The organism is Cytobacillus sp. BC1816 (assembly GCF_051353635.1).
Lineage (GTDB): Bacteria > Bacillota > Bacilli > Bacillales > Cytobacillaceae > Cytobacillus > Cytobacillus oceanisediminis_C.
Genome location: NZ_CP195611.1, coordinates 1,115,922 through 1,133,960, shown reverse-complemented (window position 1 = coordinate 1,133,960; position 18,039 = coordinate 1,115,922). Strand labels below are relative to the sequence as shown.

The following is an 18,039-nucleotide window of genomic DNA, read 5'->3' as shown; positions in this document are numbered from 1 at the left end:
CTATTATATCCCTGCAGGCCATACACCTATTTTCCATCCAAATGCCATTTCAAGCATTCGCACCCACAGCCGCTTTACCATGAAGCCGATAATAAAAGCCTTCCTGTTCATGCAGAGATTCATGTGTACCTTCCTCAATAATCCTGCCCTCTTCAAGAACAAAAATTTTATCCGCTTTCTGAATCGTATTCAGACGGTGGGCAATGACAAAACTGGTCCTGCCATTCATCAGTTCCTGAAGGGCATCCTGAATTTTAAGCTCTGTCACCGTATCAATGCTGCTTGTTGCTTCATCCAGAATTAAAATGCCCGGGTTGGCCAGAAATGCACGTGCAATGGAAAGAAGCTGTTTCTGCCCCTGACTAATGCCATTTCCGTCCTGACTCAGCACTGTCTCATACTGATGAGGAAGTTTCATGATAAAAGAATGGGCATTGGCAAGCTCAGCCGCCTCCACCACTTCTTCATCTGATGCTTCCAGCCTGCCGTAGCGGATATTTTCGCGCACAGTGCCGCTGAAAAGAAACGAGTCCTGCAGCACAAATCCCATATGCTTCCTCAGGCTTTCTTTTTTCACATTGGCTATATCTTCACCGTCAATTAATATACGGCCTGAGTCCCTTTCATAAAATCGGGAGATTAAATTGATCATTGTTGTCTTTCCTGCACCTGTCGGACCAACTAAGGCAGCAGTCTGTCCTGCTTTTACATGAAGGCTTACATCCCTTACCGTATTCCCATCTTCTTCATATGAAAAAGATACATTTTGGAATTCAACCTCGCCTTTCACTACGGTAAGTTCTTTTAGCTGCTCATCATTTCTGAATTCTTCATCTTCATCCATAATGTCAAATACCCGCTCTGCTCCTGCAATCGCTGATAAAAGTGTGTTAAATTGATTTGCCAGGTCATTAAGCGGACGTGTGAATTGTCGGGAATACTCCGTGAATATGACAATGACACCGATTGAAATCATTCCATTCAGAGCAAAAATGCCTCCAACCCCCGCAATAATGGCAAAGCTCAAGTTGTTCAGAACATTCATCAGCTTCGGGATAAACCCGGAATATGTCTGAGCCCAGAACCCTGCCCCCCTAAGCTTTTCTCCTTTTTCCCGGAACTCGCCCATAACTTTCTTTTCCTGTGAAAAGGTCTTTATGATCCTCTGTCCTGATATGGTTTCTTCAATAAAACCGTTCAGCTCTCCAAGATTCTTTTGCTGCTCTTTGAATAACCTTCCTGTCCGTGCTGTAATCCATTTCATTCCAAAAAACATCAGCGGCACAATGATCAGTGTAATGAGCGTCAGCAAAGGACTGAGCCAAAGCATAACGGAAACAGTGCCAATTAAAGTCAGCAGGCTGGAAAAGACTTGGATCACTGAACTGTTCAGAGTCGAGCTGACATTTTCAATATCGTTTGTTACCCTGCTCATCAGTTCCCCCTGCTGCCGCTTGTCAAAGAACGGAATAGGGAGCTTATGCAAATGTTTGAAAAGCTTCGTTCTCATTGTAAATACAGTTTCCTGGGCGATGCCGATCATCCAATAATTCTGAAACCAAAGTGCAAGCGAGTTCATCACATAGATGACTCCGAGCCAGATCAGTAAGGCTATAAATCCATTGCTGTTCTTTGTGACAATATACTCGTCGATCGCCATCCCGACTAAATATGGACCAAGCAGCCCCATTGCTGAGCTGATAACCACCATTAATAGAACAAGAGATAACAACCCTTTATTGTAGGCTAAGTATGTCCAGATTCTTTTTAATGTGAAATTGATGTTCTCAGATTTCGGCTTTTTCCCTTTAGTAAATTCACCATTCAAGTCGAGAGGAATCTTTTTATATTGGAAAGGTTCTTTGAGCTGTTTAAGCATAATTTCTGTTCTCCTCTCCAGATTGGGATAGAAAAATCCGCTTATACAATCCTGATGTTTTAAGGAGATTCTCGTGGTCTCCCTCTGCCAGAAGCCTTCCATCTTCAAGCAAAAAGATTCTGTCTGCTTCCATTGCTGTACTGATTTTCTGTGTGATAATCAGTGTTGTACAAGGATATTTTTTTAAAGAACACAAAAGTTTTGCCTCTGTTTTCATATCCAGAGCACTTGTGCTGTCATCAAGCAGAAGGATTTTCGGCATTCTTACCAGCGCCCGTGCAATGGATAGACGCTGTTTTTGCCCGCCCGATAAATTAACACCCTTTTGTCCCACTTTTGTTTCATAACCTCCAGGAAGCTTCATAATCGTTTCATGTATCTGTGCATTGACAGCTGCTTCAGTTATTTCCTCCATCACGGCATCTTCCTTGCCCCATGAAATGTTCTCTTTCACACTGCCTGTAAAAAGCAGGGCTTCCTGAGGCACAAAGCCAATTTTCCTGCGGAGATTCTCCATTTTCATTTCCCGTACATCATGCCCATCAATTTCAACCTTACCTCCGGTCACATCATAAAGCCGGGGGATGAGCTGGAATAAAGATGTCTTTCCTGAGCCTGTTGCACCTAATATCGCTACTGTTTCCCCAGGATTTATTGTAAAGCTGATGCCATCCAGCACCTTCTCTGAAGTGCCTGGGTAATTAAAAGATACATTTTTAAATAGAATTTTGCCCTGACTTATTGTTAGGGCATTCTCGGATTCTGAGTTGTCTGTCAAATCCACATCAGTCTCCAGCACCTCTGCAACACGATTTGCAGAGGCCCTCGCCCTTGAAAATGCCATGATAATCCAGGAGAAAATGGAGAATGCGGCCGTTATTCTGGTAGCATAGTTAACAATTGCAACAATCTCTCCTACCTTTACTTCCCCTGCATTTACCTGTTTGCTGCCAAACCAAAGCACACCAAGAATACTTAGATTCATGATTAAAAGCAAAACAGGCATGGTCACTTCCATTAGACGCAATGCTTTAACCGTTCCATCTCTAAGATCCTCATTCGTGCGCGTAAATCGTTTCACTTCATGATTTCTGCGGACAAACGCTTTAATTAGCCGAATCCCGGTCAGATTCTCCTGCATGACGCTGTTCACAGAGTCCAGCTTTTCCTGGACTGCTTTAAAGAGCACGCCGCCTTTTCCCATTACCCAAAACAGAAATAGAAAAAGGAAGGGGGCCACAGCTGACAAGATAAGAGCAAGCTTCACATTTACCACAAAAGCCATTATAAGGCCGCCAACTATTAATAAAGGAGCTCTCATCATGATACGAAGACTCATAAAAACTGTATTTTGAAGCTGCGTAATATCATTAGTCATTCGGGTAATTAATGAAGATGTTGGAAAAAGATTAAAGTTGGCAAAAGAGAAGGATTGCACCTTGTCATATAAGCTTTTCCTTACATCAAAACCAAAGCTTTGGCTGACATGGGCAGCATAAAAGGAATTAATGACTCCAGCCGCAAAAGCGGCAAAAGAGGCAGCCAGCATAAACCCTCCCCACTTCACGACTTCCTGAAGATTGTTCTGAAGGATGCCTTTATCTATGATCTTTGCCATTAGCAATGGCTGAATAAGCTCAACAGCAAGCTCCGTCAGCATTAAGAATAATGCTATTGCCACCGCTATCCGGTAAGGCTTAAGAAATGCTAAAACTTTCGCCATTTATAGTCCCCCAAGCTGTAATTGCAATTTATAATATATGTATAATAAGACATCTAAAATCCTTCGACAAACTAAATAAACCTATTAATATCATAATCCTTTTTACAAAATTTTTAAATAATTCCAATTAAAAAATTAAAAAACGCCTGGATCAAACCAAGCGCCTATTTATTCTTATTTATATATGGGGGCAATCAGGTCGATTCTGTTTGTCCAGATGCCTCCTGAATAATCTTCAGGCAGCCGTTCCAGGTCCTCTGGTCTGTCAAATCCTTCCGACCAGTTCCCGTCCCCTGCAACCACAATAACTCTTGTGCCTGCATCATCCATTCGATTCAAGAACTTATTTGGCCAGCCCCACATCAGCTTTGTATATGATTCAGGAATATGAAGCTGTGTGTTTTTGCAGGAGTTTGGAACATATCCTGTCCACCCCGTTCCTAAATAAGGAAGAAGGCATTCTTTCAAAGTGGCCTTGGACATCACCCTCATTGCAGGCATTTCTTCCTTCAGTGCAGCAATAGGTTCGTCTCCTCCATAAACAGATATTTTCGCCAATCTGTCTTCTGAAAACATGGACAGGTATTCAGCAAGCTTTTCTCCTTCTTGGGGATCATTGCTTTTAATATGGATTAAGAAATCGCCTTCCGGAAACTGATTCAAGACTTCATCAAGGCTGGGCATCATCCCGATTCCTTTACCGCGAAACGGATAGGTTTTTCCATTATCCGCTGTATAGCCGTACCCAATGTCCAGCTTTTTTAATTCATTCATTGTATAATCTCTGGTATTTCCCTTTGCATTTGTCCGGCATTCCAGCGTCCAATCATGGAAAACCGCAAACTGTCCATCCTTTGTAAGCTGAATATCCAATTCAACTGCATCTGCACCTGCCTCAAAAGCAGCTTTCATGGAAGGAATCGTATTCTCAAGAAAGGAATGCTCAGGCTCGTAAATTCTTTCAGCCGTACACGTCTCCCCGGTTATCCCTTCCATATGAAAAGTCTGTGCCATTCCTCTATGGGCGAGAAGCAGCGGCTTAGCATTTCTTTCTTTTGTCAGCAGGGAGGTGTTGTTTAAAAACATAAATACCCCGAGAATTAATAAAATTATGATCAGCCGTTTTAAGATTTTCTTTGTCTTTTTCATTTGTCCTCCGGTTATTGTATAAATAAATCTTTTCTCAACCGATTTTACCATAATGAAATAAGTAAAAATATAAAAGGCCAAATCAAAAGATTCGGCCTTTTATTGTTAGCTTGATTTCCGCCCCAGGTAAGCTTCCATAATTCTAGTATCATTCAGAAGCATCTGTGAGCTTCCCTCAGCAACCATTTTTCCTGTTTCCAGGACATACCCATAATCGGATATTTTTAGTGCTTGCCTTGCATTCTGCTCCACCAGAAGAACAGTAGTGCCCGCTTCGTTAATTTCTTTAATAATTTTAAAGATATCAGCCACTATTAGAGGCGCCAGCCCCATTGACGGTTCGTCAAGAAGAAGCAGCTTTGGTTTGCTGAGGATCGCTCTCGCTATGGCCAGCATCTGCTGCTGGCCGCCAGATAATGTTCCTCCAAGCTGTTTCTGCCTTTCTTCAAGGATTGGGAAACGTCCCATTACATTCTTAATATCCTGGGCAATTTCATTGTCCTTCCGATGGTACGCTCCCATCTCAAGATTTTCAAGCACTGTCATTCCTGAAAGAATTTGGCGGCCTTCCGGAACAAGGGCAATCCCTTTGCGCAGCAGCTGGTCCGGCCGCAGTCCCGTTACATCCTGCCCCTGAAATTGAATGCTGCCGGCTTGAGGCTTTAGCAATCCGGAAATGGTCTTCATAGTCGTTGTCTTTCCTGCTCCGTTAGCGCCAAGTATCGTAACAATACTTCCCTCTTCCACTTCAAGGCTGATGCTTTTAAGAACCTGGATTTTTCCATAAAATGCGTTAATCCCGTTTACCTTAAGCATACAAATCTTCCTCCTCGCTGCCGAGATAGGCTTCGATGACATCCGAATTATTTTGGATTTCAGCAGGTGTGCCTTCAGCAATCTTCTTGCCGAAGTTTAGCACGGCAATACGGTCGCATAATTTCATGACAAGCGGCATGTCATGCTCAATCAGCAGGACAGTAATGCTTTGTTCCTGAATTTTTTTGATGAGATGAAATAATTCGCTTGTTTCTGTTTCGTTCATTCCGGCTGCCGGTTCATCCAGCAGCAGCAGCTGAGGAGAGCTGGCCAGTGCCCGGGCAATTTCCAGCCTTCTTTGCTGTCCGTATGCCAGGCTGTCAGAAACAACATCCGCAAAACCTCCCAGCCCAACAAACTCTAATAGCTCATTCGCTTTGCTGCGGATTCTTTCTTCTTCTTTCCGCTGTGATTTTGTCCTGAATACACTGCTGAATACCCCGGATTTACTCCTGCAGTGCTCCCCAACCATCACATTTTCTTCTGCTGTCATCTGCGGAAACAAGCGAATATTCTGGAATGTTCTGCAAATGCCTTTTTTCGTGATCAGGTGCGGCTTTAAACCATTGATATTGTCTTCATTAAAGATAATCTCGCCTGAGGTAGGAGTAAACATCGATGTAATCAGATTGAACATCGTTGTCTTCCCGGCTCCGTTCGGACCAATCAGCCCAAAGATCTCACCCTGGTTAATAGAGAACGAGACATCAGACAGGGCACTCAGCCCGCCAAAGTTTTTACATGCTTTTTTGACTTGAAGTACCATGCTTTTGCCTCCTCTTTGATGTTTTAAGCTTGAGCCAATTTAATATATTTACATCAATCAATCCCTGCGGCCGGACAGCCATCATAATAATAATGATCAGACCGTAAATCATGTAGCGGTATTCGCTTATAAACCTCAGTACCTCGGGCATTACAGTTAGAAAGAGCGCTCCAAACACCGGTCCCCAAATTACTTCGCTTCCCCCGAAAACTGCGAAAATCAATATCTCAACCGCACGGTGATAAGCAAAATCGGCAGGACTTATGTATGCAAGAACATGGGCAAATAATGCGCCTGCAAATCCGGCTACCAGTGCCCCCTGTGCAAATGCCAGGACCTTATAATAAGTAATATTGATGCCCATTGACTCTGCTGCTTTTTCATCCAGTTTAATCGCTGCGAAAGCCCGTCCCACTCTGGAACGGTTCTGCCTTCTGAAAAACGTGATTATACTGATTGTGACCCCTAATAAAATGAGGAAAATAGCTAGAAATACAAACTGGTTATTTTGGAGTCCAAGTATTTTGGGATCAAAACCAAATTCTTTTAAAGTATTCAGCAGCTCACGGCCCATATGCGGAATGCCCGATAAACCTACAGCTCCCTTTGTCATAGACTCCCAGTTTACAAAAATAACCCGGATCACCTCTCCAAACCCGAGGGTAACAATGGCTAGGTAAACACCCTGAAGCCTTAATGTCGGTATCCCGATAAGGATTCCAAATACACCCGCCAATAAAGTGCCTGCTAGTATCCCCACAATAATCGGAAGGTCAAAGTTCAGCGTCAGAAGGGCCGATGTATAGGCACCGATCCCCATAAATCCTGCATTGGCAAGCGAGAGCTGACCAGTTGATAGAGTAATATATATACTTACCCCTAAAATAATGTTGATTAATATAAAAGAAGCTACCTGTAAATAATATGGATTTATTAATTCTGCAAGCATGAGTTCACCTTCTTACGCTGAAATTTTTTGGCCAAACAATCCCTGCGGCCTGATGAGAAGGATGACGATAATAGCCGCAAAAGCTATTGCATCCTTGTATCCCGAATTGCCGTAAACAACGACAAATGTTTCCGCCAGACCAAGGATTAGGCCCCCGGCCATCGCTCCCTTGACATTCCCCATGCCGCCAAGAATGATGATGGCAAGTCCTTTTAGCCCAATGGTTAATCCCATCTGAGGCGTAACAGAGTTAAATGCCATTCCGACAAGGATCCCGGCAATCCCGCCCATCGCAGATGCGATGATAACAGTCATCGTAATCGTTCTTTTCACATCAACACCAAGAAGGCTTGCAGTTTCCAGGTTTTCAGCGGTTGCCCTTAAGGCTTTTCCTGCCTTTGTTTTGCCTAGCCAAAAAGACAGGGCGTACATGAGAAGGACAGAAATGATAAAGATGACAATCTGCACAAGATATACGGTTATCGAACCAATCTGGAAACTTATTTCTGCAAAAGAAGCGCGGAAAGGATGGTTGCCTGGGCCAAAAATATGGTGTGAAAGGTTTTCCAGAAGTATCGAAACGCCAATGGTACTGATCAATGGCGCCAGATGGGATACCCCCTGTTTATTCCTGAGAGGTCTCAGGGCAAATCGCTCAAGCAGATAACCCATTGCGGCAGTTACCAAAATCGCTGCCATAAAGGCCAGCCAAAGCGGCCCTTTAAATGTGGAAGTGACAACAACCCCAATGAAGGCTCCGAACATAAAGATTTCTCCGTGTGCCATATTGATAATGCCAAGCACCCCGAAAACCAATGTAAACCCAAGTGCAACGATGGCATAAATGCTGCCAAGGGTAATTCCGTTTATTAATTGTTCAATTAACACGGTATTCACCTACTAACTTTATTTATTCTTAAAAGTAAGCTCTGGCACTGAAAGCGCCAGAGCTTCACTTTTGCAGCTTTCTTAATTAAATTCCTTAAATGCCCCGCCTTCGATAACCAAGACGGTCGGTTCCATTACGACATCCCCTTCTTCATCAAAAGAGAACTCTCCAAGGATTCCGTTAAAGCCTTTGATTTCGGCCAAAGCGTCACGAAGTGCATCACGGTCAGCTTCACCCGCATTTTTTAATGCTTCAGCCATAATGTATAGCGCATCGTAGGCCTGGGCTGCAAATTGGTCTGGCTTTTTGCCGTATTCTTCCTCATATTTACCTACAAATTCCTTGACCTTATCATCTTCTTTTTCACCATACCAAGGAGTTGCCACAATCAGGCCATTTGCTGCATCCCCTGCGATATTGATGACCTCAGGAGAATTAAAGCCGTTTCCTCCGACAAACGGGACATCAATGCCCATTTTCCTTGCCTGATCCATTATGACTGCACCTTCATTGTATAGAGCTGATGCCAGAATAAGGTCTGGCTTTAAACCTTTAATTTTCGTCAATTGTGCATTATAGTCTGATTGTCCTTTTTGGAAAGTTTCAATCGTTAAGATTTCAAGGCCCTTCTCTTCTGCTGCTTTTTTCATCGTGTCAAAGCCCGATTTTGTAAAAACATCATCATTTCCATATAGAATTGCTACTTTTTTAGCATCATATTTCTCAATGGCTTTATCTATTGAAGCCGGAATCGCCAATGCTTCAGGCAGCGAGTTGCGGAAGACATAGTCCCCAATTTGCGGAATCCCTTCTGCAGTGGTTGAAGTCCCCATAATCGGTACCCCGTTCAGATCAGCTTCCGGACCAACTACATTCATTTCTGTACTTAATGTAGGTCCGATAATGCCTGTCACATTCTCTGAATTCATAAGCTTTTGTGCTGCTGTCAATGCCTGATCCTGCTTGCCGGCGGAATCTTCTATAACAAGGTTTATCTCGACTTCACCCTTGCCATTGATTTCTTCCTGTGCGAGCTTTAAGCCATTCGTGATAGCTTCGCCATAAGCTGCACCTGGCCCGCTGATATAAGAAATAACTCCAATATCCGCTTTAACTGCTCCTCCGCTGCTTTCCCCGTCCTCATCCCCTGCAGCCTGATTGCCGCCACATGCAGAGAGGACAAGCAAACTGGACAATGCTGTAAATTGCGCAAATTTCTTTAACTGCTTTCTCATTTTCTCTAGCCCCCGTTTTTTCAGAAATAAGTAAATATTCAAAACTATATTACTATTTAAATACAAATGCTTGTCAATGTAAACAATAATATGGAAACTTTTCTTACATATTAATTGACAACGGAAAGCGGAAGTTTCGTGAAACAGAAGCAGATGTTTCACCGTCTGGAAAATGCAGCCTTTCATTGTCTCCTGTCAACAATAGATATAGAGAATCTTTGTTTTTTATGAACATTGTCGTAACTTGTCACAGAATTGTAAGATTAGTCTAAAGATATAACCATTGGAGGTGCTTGTTAAAATGGAAGCGATTACAAGAGATTTTTTTCTTTATTTATCAAAAAATAGCTTACTTAATAAAATTGCCCAGAACAGAGGCGGAAGCTTTGCTGCAGGTAAATTAATTGGCGGAGTTGATTTCAAAAGCAGTGTCCGCTTTATCAGAGATCTGAATAATCAAGGACTTTCTGTAACAGTGGACCATTTGGGAGAATTTGTTGATTCTGTTGAAGTGGCTAATGAACGGACAGAGGAATGTATTTCGACCATTGAAATGATCAGCAAAGAAGGACTTGATTCACAGGTATCCCTAAAAATGACTTCCCTTGGTCTGGATATCGATCATGATCTTGTTGTGAAAAACATGACAAGAATTCTTGATACTGCCGAGAAGCACAAGATTATGGTGACAATTGATATGGAGGATGTACCGCGCTGCCAGGCCACTATCGATTTGTTTAAAAAGTTTAAAGAGAAGTACAGCTGTGTAAGCACAGTTCTGCAGGCTTACCTGTATCGGACTGAAAAGGACCTCGAGGATTTGGGGAAATACCAGCCTTTTTTAAGAATGGTAAAAGGTGCTTATAAAGAATCACCGGAGCATGCTTTTCCTGAAAAGACAGATGTAGATGAAAACTATAAGAAATTAATTGAGCAAAGTCTTTTAAACGGAAATTATACAGCAATAGCTTCCCACGATGATCAGATCATCGAGTACACAAAAGAATTAGCAAAGAAGCATAACATTCCAAACGATCGCTTTGAATTCCAAATGCTCTATGGCATGAGGAATAAAACACAGCTGGAACTGGCAAAGCAAGGCTATAAAATGCGTGTCTATGTACCATACGGAATGGACTGGTATGGATATTTTATGAGAAGGCTCGCTGAACGCCCGGCTAATATTGCTTTTGCTTTTAAGGGCATTTTCAAAAAGTAACACTTTAAAATTATTTTTCTTCCAAAACAATAAAATACAGCTATAATAATAACCAGCCATTCTTGATTTCTAAGTAAAGAGAAAGCAGGTCCACTGCTTTCTTATCGCTTATTTTATCTAAATATTTGTAAACTAACAAAAAGGAGGCTTACAAATGGATTATGCATTAATTATATCCATTACCGTGTATATGATTGGGATGCTTTGGATTGGCTATTATGCCTATAAAAGAACTTCCAATCTATCAGACTACATGCTCGGAGGACGAACACTGGGTCCTGCGGTAACCGCTTTAAGTGCGGGCGCTTCCGATATGAGCGGCTGGCTGCTGATGGGACTCCCGGGTGCCATGTATGCCACTGGCCTAAGCGCTTCCTGGATTGTCCTCGGCTTAACACTCGGGGCATGGGCGAACTGGCTTTATGTTGCACCTAGGCTCCGCACATATACTGAGGTGGCCAATGATTCAATTACGATTCCTGGTTATTTAGAAAACCGTTTCGGAGATGCTTCCAAAATCCTGCGCCTGATTTCAGGATTAGTTATCTTAATTTTCTTTACCTTTTATGTATCATCAGGCATGGTATCCGGGGGAGTATTATTCCAAAGCACTTTCGGGCTGGATTACCACACAGGTTTATGGATCATCACAGGTGTTGTAGTAGCTTATACACTATTTGGAGGATTTCTTGCGGTTAGCTGGACAGACTTTGTTCAAGGTCTGATTATGTTTATCGCCCTCATTCTTGTACCATTAGTAGCACTTTTCCATTTAGGCGGATTTGGGCCGGCAATTGATACTGCAAGAACAATCAATCCAGCGTTCCTTGATATCTTTAAAGGAACAAGTCTATTAGGCATCATTTCCCTTTTTGCTTGGGGCCTTGGCTATTTTGGTCAGCCTCATATTATCGTCCGCTTTATGGCTATAAGTTCTGTTAAAGAAATCAAGAAAGCCACCCGCATTGGGATGGGGTGGATGATTTTCTCGAGTATTGGAGCTATGCTGACCGGTTTTGTGGGAATTGCTTATGTTGCTGATAAAGGCATTTCAATAGAGGACCCTGAAACCATTTTCATTCTTCTTGGCGAGGTATTATTCCACCCGATCATCACTGGATTCTTAATCTCAGCCATTCTGGCAGCTATCATGAGTACCATTTCATCACAGCTGCTTGTAACATCAAGTTCATTAACGGAAGATTTATATAAAACGTTCTTCCGCCGCTCAGCTACAGATAAAGAATTAGTTACAATAGGAAGATTATCTGTATTGCTGGTTTCTATCATTGCATTGATTATTTCATGGGAGAAAAATGAAACGATTCTAGACCTTGTGGGTTACGCATGGGCTGGTTTCGGATCCGCTTTCGGACCTCTTATCATTCTTAGCTTATATTGGAAGCGCATGACAAGATGGGGAGCATTAGCCGGAATGATTGTTGGGGCAAGCACTGTCATAATTTGGTCTCAAGCCGGATTATCTGATGTACTTTATGAAATGATTCCTGGCTTTGCTGCCAGCTTAATTGCCATCATAGTGGTAAGCCTTCTAACTGCAAAGCCATCTGCAGAAATCGAAAAACAATTTACTGACTTTGAAAAATCTTTAAAATAACCTAAAAGCTTCAGGACTGGGCCAAGAAAATGCCCGGTCCTTTTTCTTTCGGCAAAATACGAGTGGTGCCTCCCATTGTTTTTCACTATAATAAGAACAGCAATGTTTAGGAGGGAGCCCTAATGAGTCAGCCGCTGGAGAAAATCCTTAATATGACAGATATTGATGAGATTACAGAAATGGTCAGCACTTTTTTAAAGAAGCCTGTTGTCATCGAGGATGAACAATTCTCACTGCTGGCCTATAGCTCGTATTATATTGAACATTTTGATTTGGCGAACCAGCAGACCATATTTTCGAAGAGGTGGCCCATACCCATTTTGGAGAAGTTTATGGATGAAGGCATTGTTGATCAGTTAAAGACAATTCCTGAGCCTTTTAGAATAAAGAAAATGGAAGAAATCGGCCTTAACCAGCGCGTGGTTGTAAGTGCAAAATATAAAGAGCAGATACTGGGTTTTATTTGGGTTCAGGAATTAGAAGGCTCTCTATCTGAAAGCGAAATGAACTTTCTGCATGATGTTTCCTTCCATATTGGAAAGCTATTATATCAGAAAAACCTGAAAAAACTGCGCAAAGAAGAAGAAAAACATCAATTTTATCAAAAGATTATTGATCGTACCTATCAGACGGAAGATCAAATCAAATGGGAGGCTGCCAACGTTAAAATCATCCTTCCGGAGGCCTTTATCATCAATGTATTTTCTGTCGTGCAGGCAGATGAAGAGATATTTGCGGAATTAAATGAAACCGTTCGGCTGTTCGCGAATGCCCTCAGCCATCCAGCTCACATATTTACAAACCAGCATGAAATTATCGTCATGATCGGCAGCAGTTCCCCTGCACCTGGCAGCCTATCAGAAGACGCACATGAATTAACAAATACCGTTCTTAGCCAATTCAGATCGCAGACTGTGTATGCAGGGATCGGAGGAGAATATTCCTCCATCTTAAAACTGCGCAAAAGCTATGCAGAGGCCCTAGAGGTCATCAAAGCCGCCAAATTCATTGGATCACCTGAAGAATTGCCATATGAATATAAAAAGCTATGGGTTTTCCGTTATTTAGAACCCATTGCCCAGCATAACAGCCTGACTAAATATGTAAATGAAGACCTTATGAAGCTGCAGAGAAAAGACCTGGAAAGCCAAACCAGCCTGCTGAAGACGCTTGAAGTGTATTTATTGAACAACTGCCGCCTTAAGCCGACAGCAGAACAGCTTTTCATCCATACAAATACATTAAAATACCGAATGAAACAAATTACTGATTTAACATCCATCGACTTTGATGACTTTAACACAAGATGCCAGCTGTACATTGATTTACAGCTGCTCAAGCGGAAGAAATAAGATGCAGGGTGGAGCAAGCGCTTCATGGCAACTATTTTTCTCTTTGCTTCTTGATTTTCGGCTTCATGAAGTGCTCATGGCGACTATTTTCCTCTTTGCTTCCTGATTTTCGGCTTCATGAAGCTCTCATGGCGACCATTTTTCTCTTTGTTTCCTGGTTTTCGGCTTCATGAAGCGCTCATGGCGACCATTTTTCTCTTTGCTTCCTGGTTTTCGGCTTCATGAAGCGTTTCATGGCGACCATTTTTCTCTTTGCTTCCTGATTTCCGGCTTCATGAAGCGTTCATCGCGACCATTTTTCTCTTTGTTTCCTGGTTTTCGGCTTCATGAAGCATTCTTGGCAACTTATTACCTATGTTTCCTAATTCCAGTTTCATGAAGCATTCTCTTCTATCACCGGCTTCTAAACTTACCTGGATTCTCAATTCTAATAGAAACAACGTCTCCGCAGCTTAAACAAAAACGATAGATTTTTAAAGACCCTGCTGACAGCTTTTTATTTAATGGTTTAACCGGCATGAAGTCGGTGCCTTCCGCAAATTCCGTACTTTTGCATCTTGGGCATTCCTCAATATGATTCACTTCTATCAATCCCTTCTGCTTATATACGAAACCAAATAGTAAAAGTTCCAAAAAGAAATGCCTGTCCCCTTGCCAGGGAGCAGGCATCTTTATTGTTCTTCTTTTTCCGGCTTAAATAAAAAATATGAGATGACTCCTGATAATAGTGCTGCACCAGCTGCTATCAGCAATCGAATCAACAAATCTATTTGCTGATAATCTTTATTAAGCATCCACATTGCTGCTGCAGCTACAAGAATCATTATGGGAATGACAATAAGCTTCCTGTTCTTCAAGATTTTTTACATCCTTTCGTGCTAACCATAACTTATTATATAAGAATTAAGCAAAAATAGATAATATCCTCCCTCTTGCAACCCCTTCCAATTTTCATAATTATTAAACCTTATTTTTTTGCCCTCATTCCCTTTACAAAGGGGCTTTAAGGGCTTTATAATCCCGTTGTTCCACTTTTTACGGATCTCGAAAAAAACTATAAAAAAAGGAGGTTGCGGCGATGCGTCAAAAACTGTTTTCTTTTATCATGATTAACCTGGGAGCATTCCTGGTTTCTATAAATGTCCATTTTTTCTTGTCCCCCAATAATTTAGCAACTGGAGGGGTCAGCGGATTGTCGATTATCATGAATGACTTATTTCCCAATTTCTCCATCGGTACTTTCATGATCCTTGTCAATTTGATCCTGTTTGCAGTTGGTTTTATTTTTCTTGGATCAGGCTTTGGGGCAAAAACTATTTATGCGAGCTTCGCTTTGTCATTTTTTGTGTGGGCGCTTGAAAAATACGCCCCAATGGCCCATCCGCTAAGCGATGACCTGCTTATTCAGCTGATCATTGGGCAGTGCATCGCCGCGACCGGAATGGCAATTGTCTTTAACCAGCAGGCTTCTACTGGCGGGACAGACATCATCGCCATGATTTTTAATAAATACTTAAATATTGAAGTTGGCAGAGGAGTGCTTCTTGCGGATTTATTGATCGCCCTGTCTTCCGCCGTTCTGTTCGGCCCGCAAGTTGGCATGTATGCATTTTTCGGGGTCATAATTAATGGATTCGTCATTGATTATGCACTTCAGCAATTCAATTCAAACAAAGAAATTGTTATTATCAGCCGCCACAGTGATGAAATAAAAACCTATATCGTTCATGAACTGGGCAAGGGTGCAACCATCCATTCCGCAACTGGTGCCTTCACATCCGATAAAAAAGAAGTCATTACAACTATCCTGGGAAGAAAAGATTTCACAAAGCTGAAAAGTTACATTACCCAGGTTGATAATAAGGCATTTATCACGGTTCATACGATGAATGAAATTCTTGGCCAGAATTTTAAAAGGCTGGCATAATGGTAAAGCTTCATCCGCAAAGGATGGAGCTTTATTTTATATGCAGTGGCTTTGCCTTGGGCTTCAGAGCCATGTAATGAGTTATAGCGAAAACGGAATTATCCTATACATACGCGGTCCTGGTGGCTGCTTTTTTGTTTGCCTCATTTTGGTTTTAAATAAATCATATGTGGAAAAGGTTAGAAAAGGAGGCGTTAGCATGAAAGTAATTGTAATCGGTGCCAATGGAGATGTGGGCGAGCATGTAATCAGAAAGCTCGCAGAGAGGAAGCTTGAAGCTCTTGCCGTTGCTGCAAATGAAAACCAAACTGAAGATCTTATAAAATTGGGTGCAGCCCATGCAATTGTATATGACGAGCAAAAGCTCATCCCCCATCTTCAGGCATCAGATGCAGTGATTTATTTAACAGGCGTCAATCCTAAAAAACATTCGAGTAAAACAGTCATGGTCGATCACCAATCTATTTCAGATATCATCCAATTAGCACAAAAATCCGGTGTTAGGCGATTTGTGATGATGAGTGCAGTCAAAGCGGAGGAAAGTGACACGGACCCTTCCCGCAAGATTGCGGCGAAGGATCTTCCAGAAGATATGCTTAAAGCGGCCAATTTGGTCTACACGGTTATCCGGATTGGCCAATTAACGGACAAACCCGGCAGCGGAAAGATTACCCTGTCAGAGAAAATACATGACCGGGATGCTGAGATTCCGCGTGAGGATGCAGCCGAAGTTCTAGTAGAGTCTATTGATAAAGAAGCTATCTTTAATTCAACCATAGAGGCAGCATCAGGCAACACCGCTATACGTGAAGCCCTCAGCCAGTTTTAATAGAAGGAGGATAAAATGAGTTTAACAGATTACCTTGTTATAGCATTATTCATTTTTATTGCTTTGGTTATTTTTGTGCCAGTCATTCTATTTATTTATTGGTATGTAAAAGATGACAGGCAGAAACAGCACTCTATACTCAGAAACTTCCCGGTAATTGGGAAGGTGCGATACATCACAGAAAAAGTGGGGCCTGAGCTAAGACAGTACCTATTCAATAATGATACAGAAGGTAAACCTTTTTCCAGAAAGGAATACCAGGATGTTGTCAAAGCAGGCAAATACAAAGAAAGGCTAATAGGATTCGGATCTATAAGAGATTTTGATGAAGAAGGCTTCTATATACGCAATACCTTGTTCCCTAAACTCGTTGATGAGATGAAGGTGGATAATACACAGAAAGTTAAAACACGTGTTTATAAAGTGGATGGGGACAATTTATTTTCAAGAAAGGAACACAGCGAAGAGAAATTGGCCGATCCCTACTATCTGCGGGATGAGGATGCGGTTGTGCTGGGAGAAAAAACCTGTCGGCAGCCATTCAGAGTCAAGGGACTTGTAGGCCAATCTGCCATGAGCTATGGCTCTCTTGGAGAAAAAGCGATCACTGCACTTTCAAAAGGTCTTGGCCTTGCCGGCGGCACCTGGATGAATACCGGTGAAGGCGGTCTGTCCCAGTATCATCTGGCAGGCAGCCCGGACATCATAATGCAAATTGGCCCTGATATGTTTGGCGTCCGAAAGCCAAACGGGGAATTCTCCTGGGAAGAATTTAAAAAGAAAAGTGAAATACCTGAGGTAAAAGCCTTTGAACTAAAGCTTGCACAGGGAGCGAAAACCCGCGGCGGCCATGTTGAAGGTGAAAAAGTAACCGAAGAAATTGCCAGAATCCGGCTAGTAGAGGTTGGCAAAACGATTAACAGTCCAAACCGTTTCTATGAATTTGAGGATGCCCCTTCCATGTTCGATTTTATTGAAGAGCTCCGGAGTATAGGCGGAAAGCCTGTCGGAATGAAAATAGTGGTAGGCGATCTTGATGCCCTGGAGAGCATGATTTCCTATATGAAAGAGAGCGGCAAAGGCCCTGATTTTATTACAGTTGATGGCGGTGAAGGCGGAACAGGGGCTACTTATCAGGAGCTTGCAGACAGTGTGGGGCTCCCCATCCAATCAGCCCTGACAGTTGTGGATGAAATGCTGAGAGAGTACGGAGTCAGAGACCGTGTGAAAATTATCGCATCCGGTAAATTGATCACTCCTGATAAAATTGCCATTGCTCTTGCGATGGGAGCGGATCTGGTCAATATTGCAAGGGGCTTTATGATCAGCGTCGGCTGCATCATGGCTCAAGTCTGTCATACAAATCACTGTCCTGCAGGGGTTGCGACAACCGACAAAAAGCTGCAGGACGGATTGATTGTTGATGAAAAACATTACCGGGTCTGCAACTATGTCATCTCTCTAAGAGAAGGACTATTTAATCTTGCAGCAGCTGCAGGAATCGATAATCCGGCGCAATTTGAAAGAAAACATATTGTTCATAAAGATAAATTGGGCAGAGTCTCTCCTATTGAAGATCTACTGCATGCAGCCAAACGCGCACAGCTGCAGAAAGAAAGCTGACAAACTGATGCCTGGTCCCGTATGGACCAGGTTTTTTGACCTCTTATTTCTTTGCTAATAAGCAA

Annotated in this window: 16 protein-coding genes; 6 read left to right on the top strand and 10 right to left on the bottom strand. The window is 42.3% G+C overall.

What is annotated here, in order from left to right:
* Window positions 1-49: 49 nt before the first annotated feature.
* The 8 genes from ACR42H_RS05990 to ACR42H_RS05955 form a co-directional block, all read right to left on the bottom strand.
* Entirely contained in the window at window positions 50-1,879 is a 1,830-nt protein-coding gene (locus tag ACR42H_RS05990; protein WP_436375085.1) for an ABC transporter ATP-binding protein, read from the bottom strand.
* Entirely contained in the window at window positions 1,872-3,602 is a 1,731-nt protein-coding gene (locus ACR42H_RS05985) for an ABC transporter ATP-binding protein (protein ID WP_436375084.1), read from the bottom strand. Before ACR42H_RS05985 ends, ACR42H_RS05990 begins: the two co-directional genes overlap by 8 nt.
* A gap of 174 nt (window positions 3,603-3,776) precedes the next feature.
* The gene (locus tag ACR42H_RS05980) at window positions 3,777-4,751 is read right to left on the bottom strand and encodes a glycerophosphodiester phosphodiesterase family protein (RefSeq protein WP_436375082.1); all 975 of its coding nucleotides are present in this window, start codon (window positions 4,749-4,751) and stop codon (window positions 3,777-3,779) included.
* 105 nt (window positions 4,752-4,856) lie between these two features.
* Entirely contained in the window at window positions 4,857-5,567 is a 711-nt protein-coding gene (locus tag ACR42H_RS05975) for an ABC transporter ATP-binding protein (protein ID WP_113883187.1), read from the bottom strand.
* On the bottom strand, window positions 5,560-6,333 hold the full coding sequence (locus tag ACR42H_RS05970) for an ABC transporter ATP-binding protein (RefSeq protein WP_113883186.1): 774 nt from the start codon (window positions 6,331-6,333) through the stop codon (window positions 5,560-5,562). The genes ACR42H_RS05975 and ACR42H_RS05970 overlap by 8 nt, the downstream gene beginning before the upstream one ends.
* Window positions 6,305-7,282: a branched-chain amino acid ABC transporter permease gene (locus tag ACR42H_RS05965; RefSeq protein ID WP_436375079.1), complete on the bottom strand. Its 978-nt coding sequence runs from the start codon at window positions 7,280-7,282 to the stop codon at window positions 6,305-6,307. The genes ACR42H_RS05970 and ACR42H_RS05965 overlap by 29 nt, the downstream gene beginning before the upstream one ends.
* 12 nt (window positions 7,283-7,294) lie before the next feature.
* Entirely contained in the window at window positions 7,295-8,170 is an 876-nt protein-coding gene (locus ACR42H_RS05960; protein ID WP_436376858.1) for a branched-chain amino acid ABC transporter permease, read from the bottom strand.
* 81 nt (window positions 8,171-8,251) lie between these two features.
* Entirely contained in the window at window positions 8,252-9,406 is a 1,155-nt protein-coding gene (locus ACR42H_RS05955) for an ABC transporter substrate-binding protein (RefSeq protein WP_113883184.1), read from the bottom strand.
* 301 nt (window positions 9,407-9,707) lie between these two features.
* On the opposite strand from ACR42H_RS05955, the gene ACR42H_RS05950 reads away from it, so the two are divergent.
* The 3 genes from ACR42H_RS05950 (at window position 9,708) to ACR42H_RS05940 (ending at window position 13,595) form a co-directional block, all read left to right on the top strand.
* Window positions 9,708-10,625 carry a proline dehydrogenase family protein gene (locus tag ACR42H_RS05950; RefSeq protein WP_113883183.1) on the top strand — a complete coding sequence of 306 codons (918 nt, stop codon included), beginning with the start codon at window positions 9,708-9,710 and terminating at the stop codon, window positions 10,623-10,625.
* 154 nt (window positions 10,626-10,779) lie between these two features.
* On the top strand, window positions 10,780-12,243 hold the full coding sequence (gene putP / locus ACR42H_RS05945) for a sodium/proline symporter PutP (RefSeq protein ID WP_113883182.1): 1,464 nt from the start codon (window positions 10,780-10,782) through the stop codon (window positions 12,241-12,243).
* A gap of 122 nt (window positions 12,244-12,365) precedes the next feature.
* Window positions 12,366-13,595 carry a PucR family transcriptional regulator gene (locus ACR42H_RS05940; RefSeq protein ID WP_436375076.1) on the top strand — a complete coding sequence of 410 codons (1,230 nt, stop codon included), beginning with the start codon at window positions 12,366-12,368 and terminating at the stop codon, window positions 13,593-13,595.
* Between the two features lie 393 nt (window positions 13,596-13,988).
* Here ACR42H_RS05940 and ACR42H_RS05935 read toward each other — a convergent pair whose 3' ends face one another.
* Window positions 13,989-14,228, bottom strand: a complete 240-nt coding sequence (locus tag ACR42H_RS05935; protein ID WP_243856195.1) for a hypothetical protein — start codon at window positions 14,226-14,228, stop codon at window positions 13,989-13,991.
* A gap of 38 nt (window positions 14,229-14,266) precedes the next feature.
* Window positions 14,267-14,452 carry a hypothetical protein gene (locus tag ACR42H_RS05930; protein WP_009335811.1) on the bottom strand — a complete coding sequence of 62 codons (186 nt, stop codon included), beginning with the start codon at window positions 14,450-14,452 and terminating at the stop codon, window positions 14,267-14,269.
* Between the two features lie 221 nt (window positions 14,453-14,673).
* Between ACR42H_RS05930 and ACR42H_RS05925 the strand changes: the two genes are divergently transcribed.
* The 3 genes from ACR42H_RS05925 (at window position 14,674) to ACR42H_RS05915 (ending at window position 17,974) form a co-directional block, all read left to right on the top strand.
* The gene (locus ACR42H_RS05925) at window positions 14,674-15,522 is read left to right on the top strand and encodes a YitT family protein (RefSeq protein ID WP_436375074.1); all 849 of its coding nucleotides are present in this window, start codon (window positions 14,674-14,676) and stop codon (window positions 15,520-15,522) included.
* Window positions 15,523-15,721: 199 nt separating this feature from the next.
* Entirely contained in the window at window positions 15,722-16,351 is a 630-nt protein-coding gene (locus ACR42H_RS05920; RefSeq protein WP_113883237.1) for an NAD(P)H-binding protein, read from the top strand.
* Between the two features lie 15 nt (window positions 16,352-16,366).
* Entirely contained in the window at window positions 16,367-17,974 is a 1,608-nt protein-coding gene (locus ACR42H_RS05915) for an FMN-binding glutamate synthase family protein (protein ID WP_436375072.1), read from the top strand.
* Window positions 17,975-18,039 lie beyond the last annotated feature (65 nt).

Bases quoted from the DNA above. Each gene is read 5' to 3' on its own strand.
- ACR42H_RS05975 (WP_113883187.1), bottom strand. From the start codon at position 5,567: ATGCTTAAGGTAAACGGGATTAACGCATTTTATGGAAAAATCCAGGTT.
- ACR42H_RS05950 (WP_113883183.1), top strand. From the start codon at position 9,708: ATGGAAGCGATTACAAGAGATTTTTTTCTTTATTTATCAAAAAATAGC.
- ACR42H_RS05965 (WP_436375079.1), bottom strand. From the start codon at position 7,282: ATGCTTGCAGAATTAATAAATCCATATTATTTACAGGTAGCTTCTTTT.
- ACR42H_RS05990 (WP_436375085.1), bottom strand. From the start codon at position 1,879: ATGCTTAAACAGCTCAAAGAACCTTTCCAATATAAAAAGATTCCTCTC.
- ACR42H_RS05915 (WP_436375072.1), top strand. From the start codon at position 16,367: ATGAGTTTAACAGATTACCTTGTTATAGCATTATTCATTTTTATTGCT.
- ACR42H_RS05985 (WP_436375084.1), bottom strand. From the start codon at position 3,602: ATGGCGAAAGTTTTAGCATTTCTTAAGCCTTACCGGATAGCGGTGGCA.
- putP (WP_113883182.1), top strand. From the start codon at position 10,780: ATGGATTATGCATTAATTATATCCATTACCGTGTATATGATTGGGATG.
- ACR42H_RS05980 (WP_436375082.1), bottom strand. From the start codon at position 4,751: ATGAAAAAGACAAAGAAAATCTTAAAACGGCTGATCATAATTTTATTA.
- ACR42H_RS05955 (WP_113883184.1), bottom strand. From the start codon at position 9,406: ATGAGAAAGCAGTTAAAGAAATTTGCGCAATTTACAGCATTGTCCAGT.
- ACR42H_RS05925 (WP_436375074.1), top strand. From the start codon at position 14,674: ATGCGTCAAAAACTGTTTTCTTTTATCATGATTAACCTGGGAGCATTC.
- ACR42H_RS05970 (WP_113883186.1), bottom strand. From the start codon at position 6,333: ATGGTACTTCAAGTCAAAAAAGCATGTAAAAACTTTGGCGGGCTGAGT.
- ACR42H_RS05920 (WP_113883237.1), top strand. From the start codon at position 15,722: ATGAAAGTAATTGTAATCGGTGCCAATGGAGATGTGGGCGAGCATGTA.
- ACR42H_RS05940 (WP_436375076.1), top strand. From the start codon at position 12,366: ATGAGTCAGCCGCTGGAGAAAATCCTTAATATGACAGATATTGATGAG.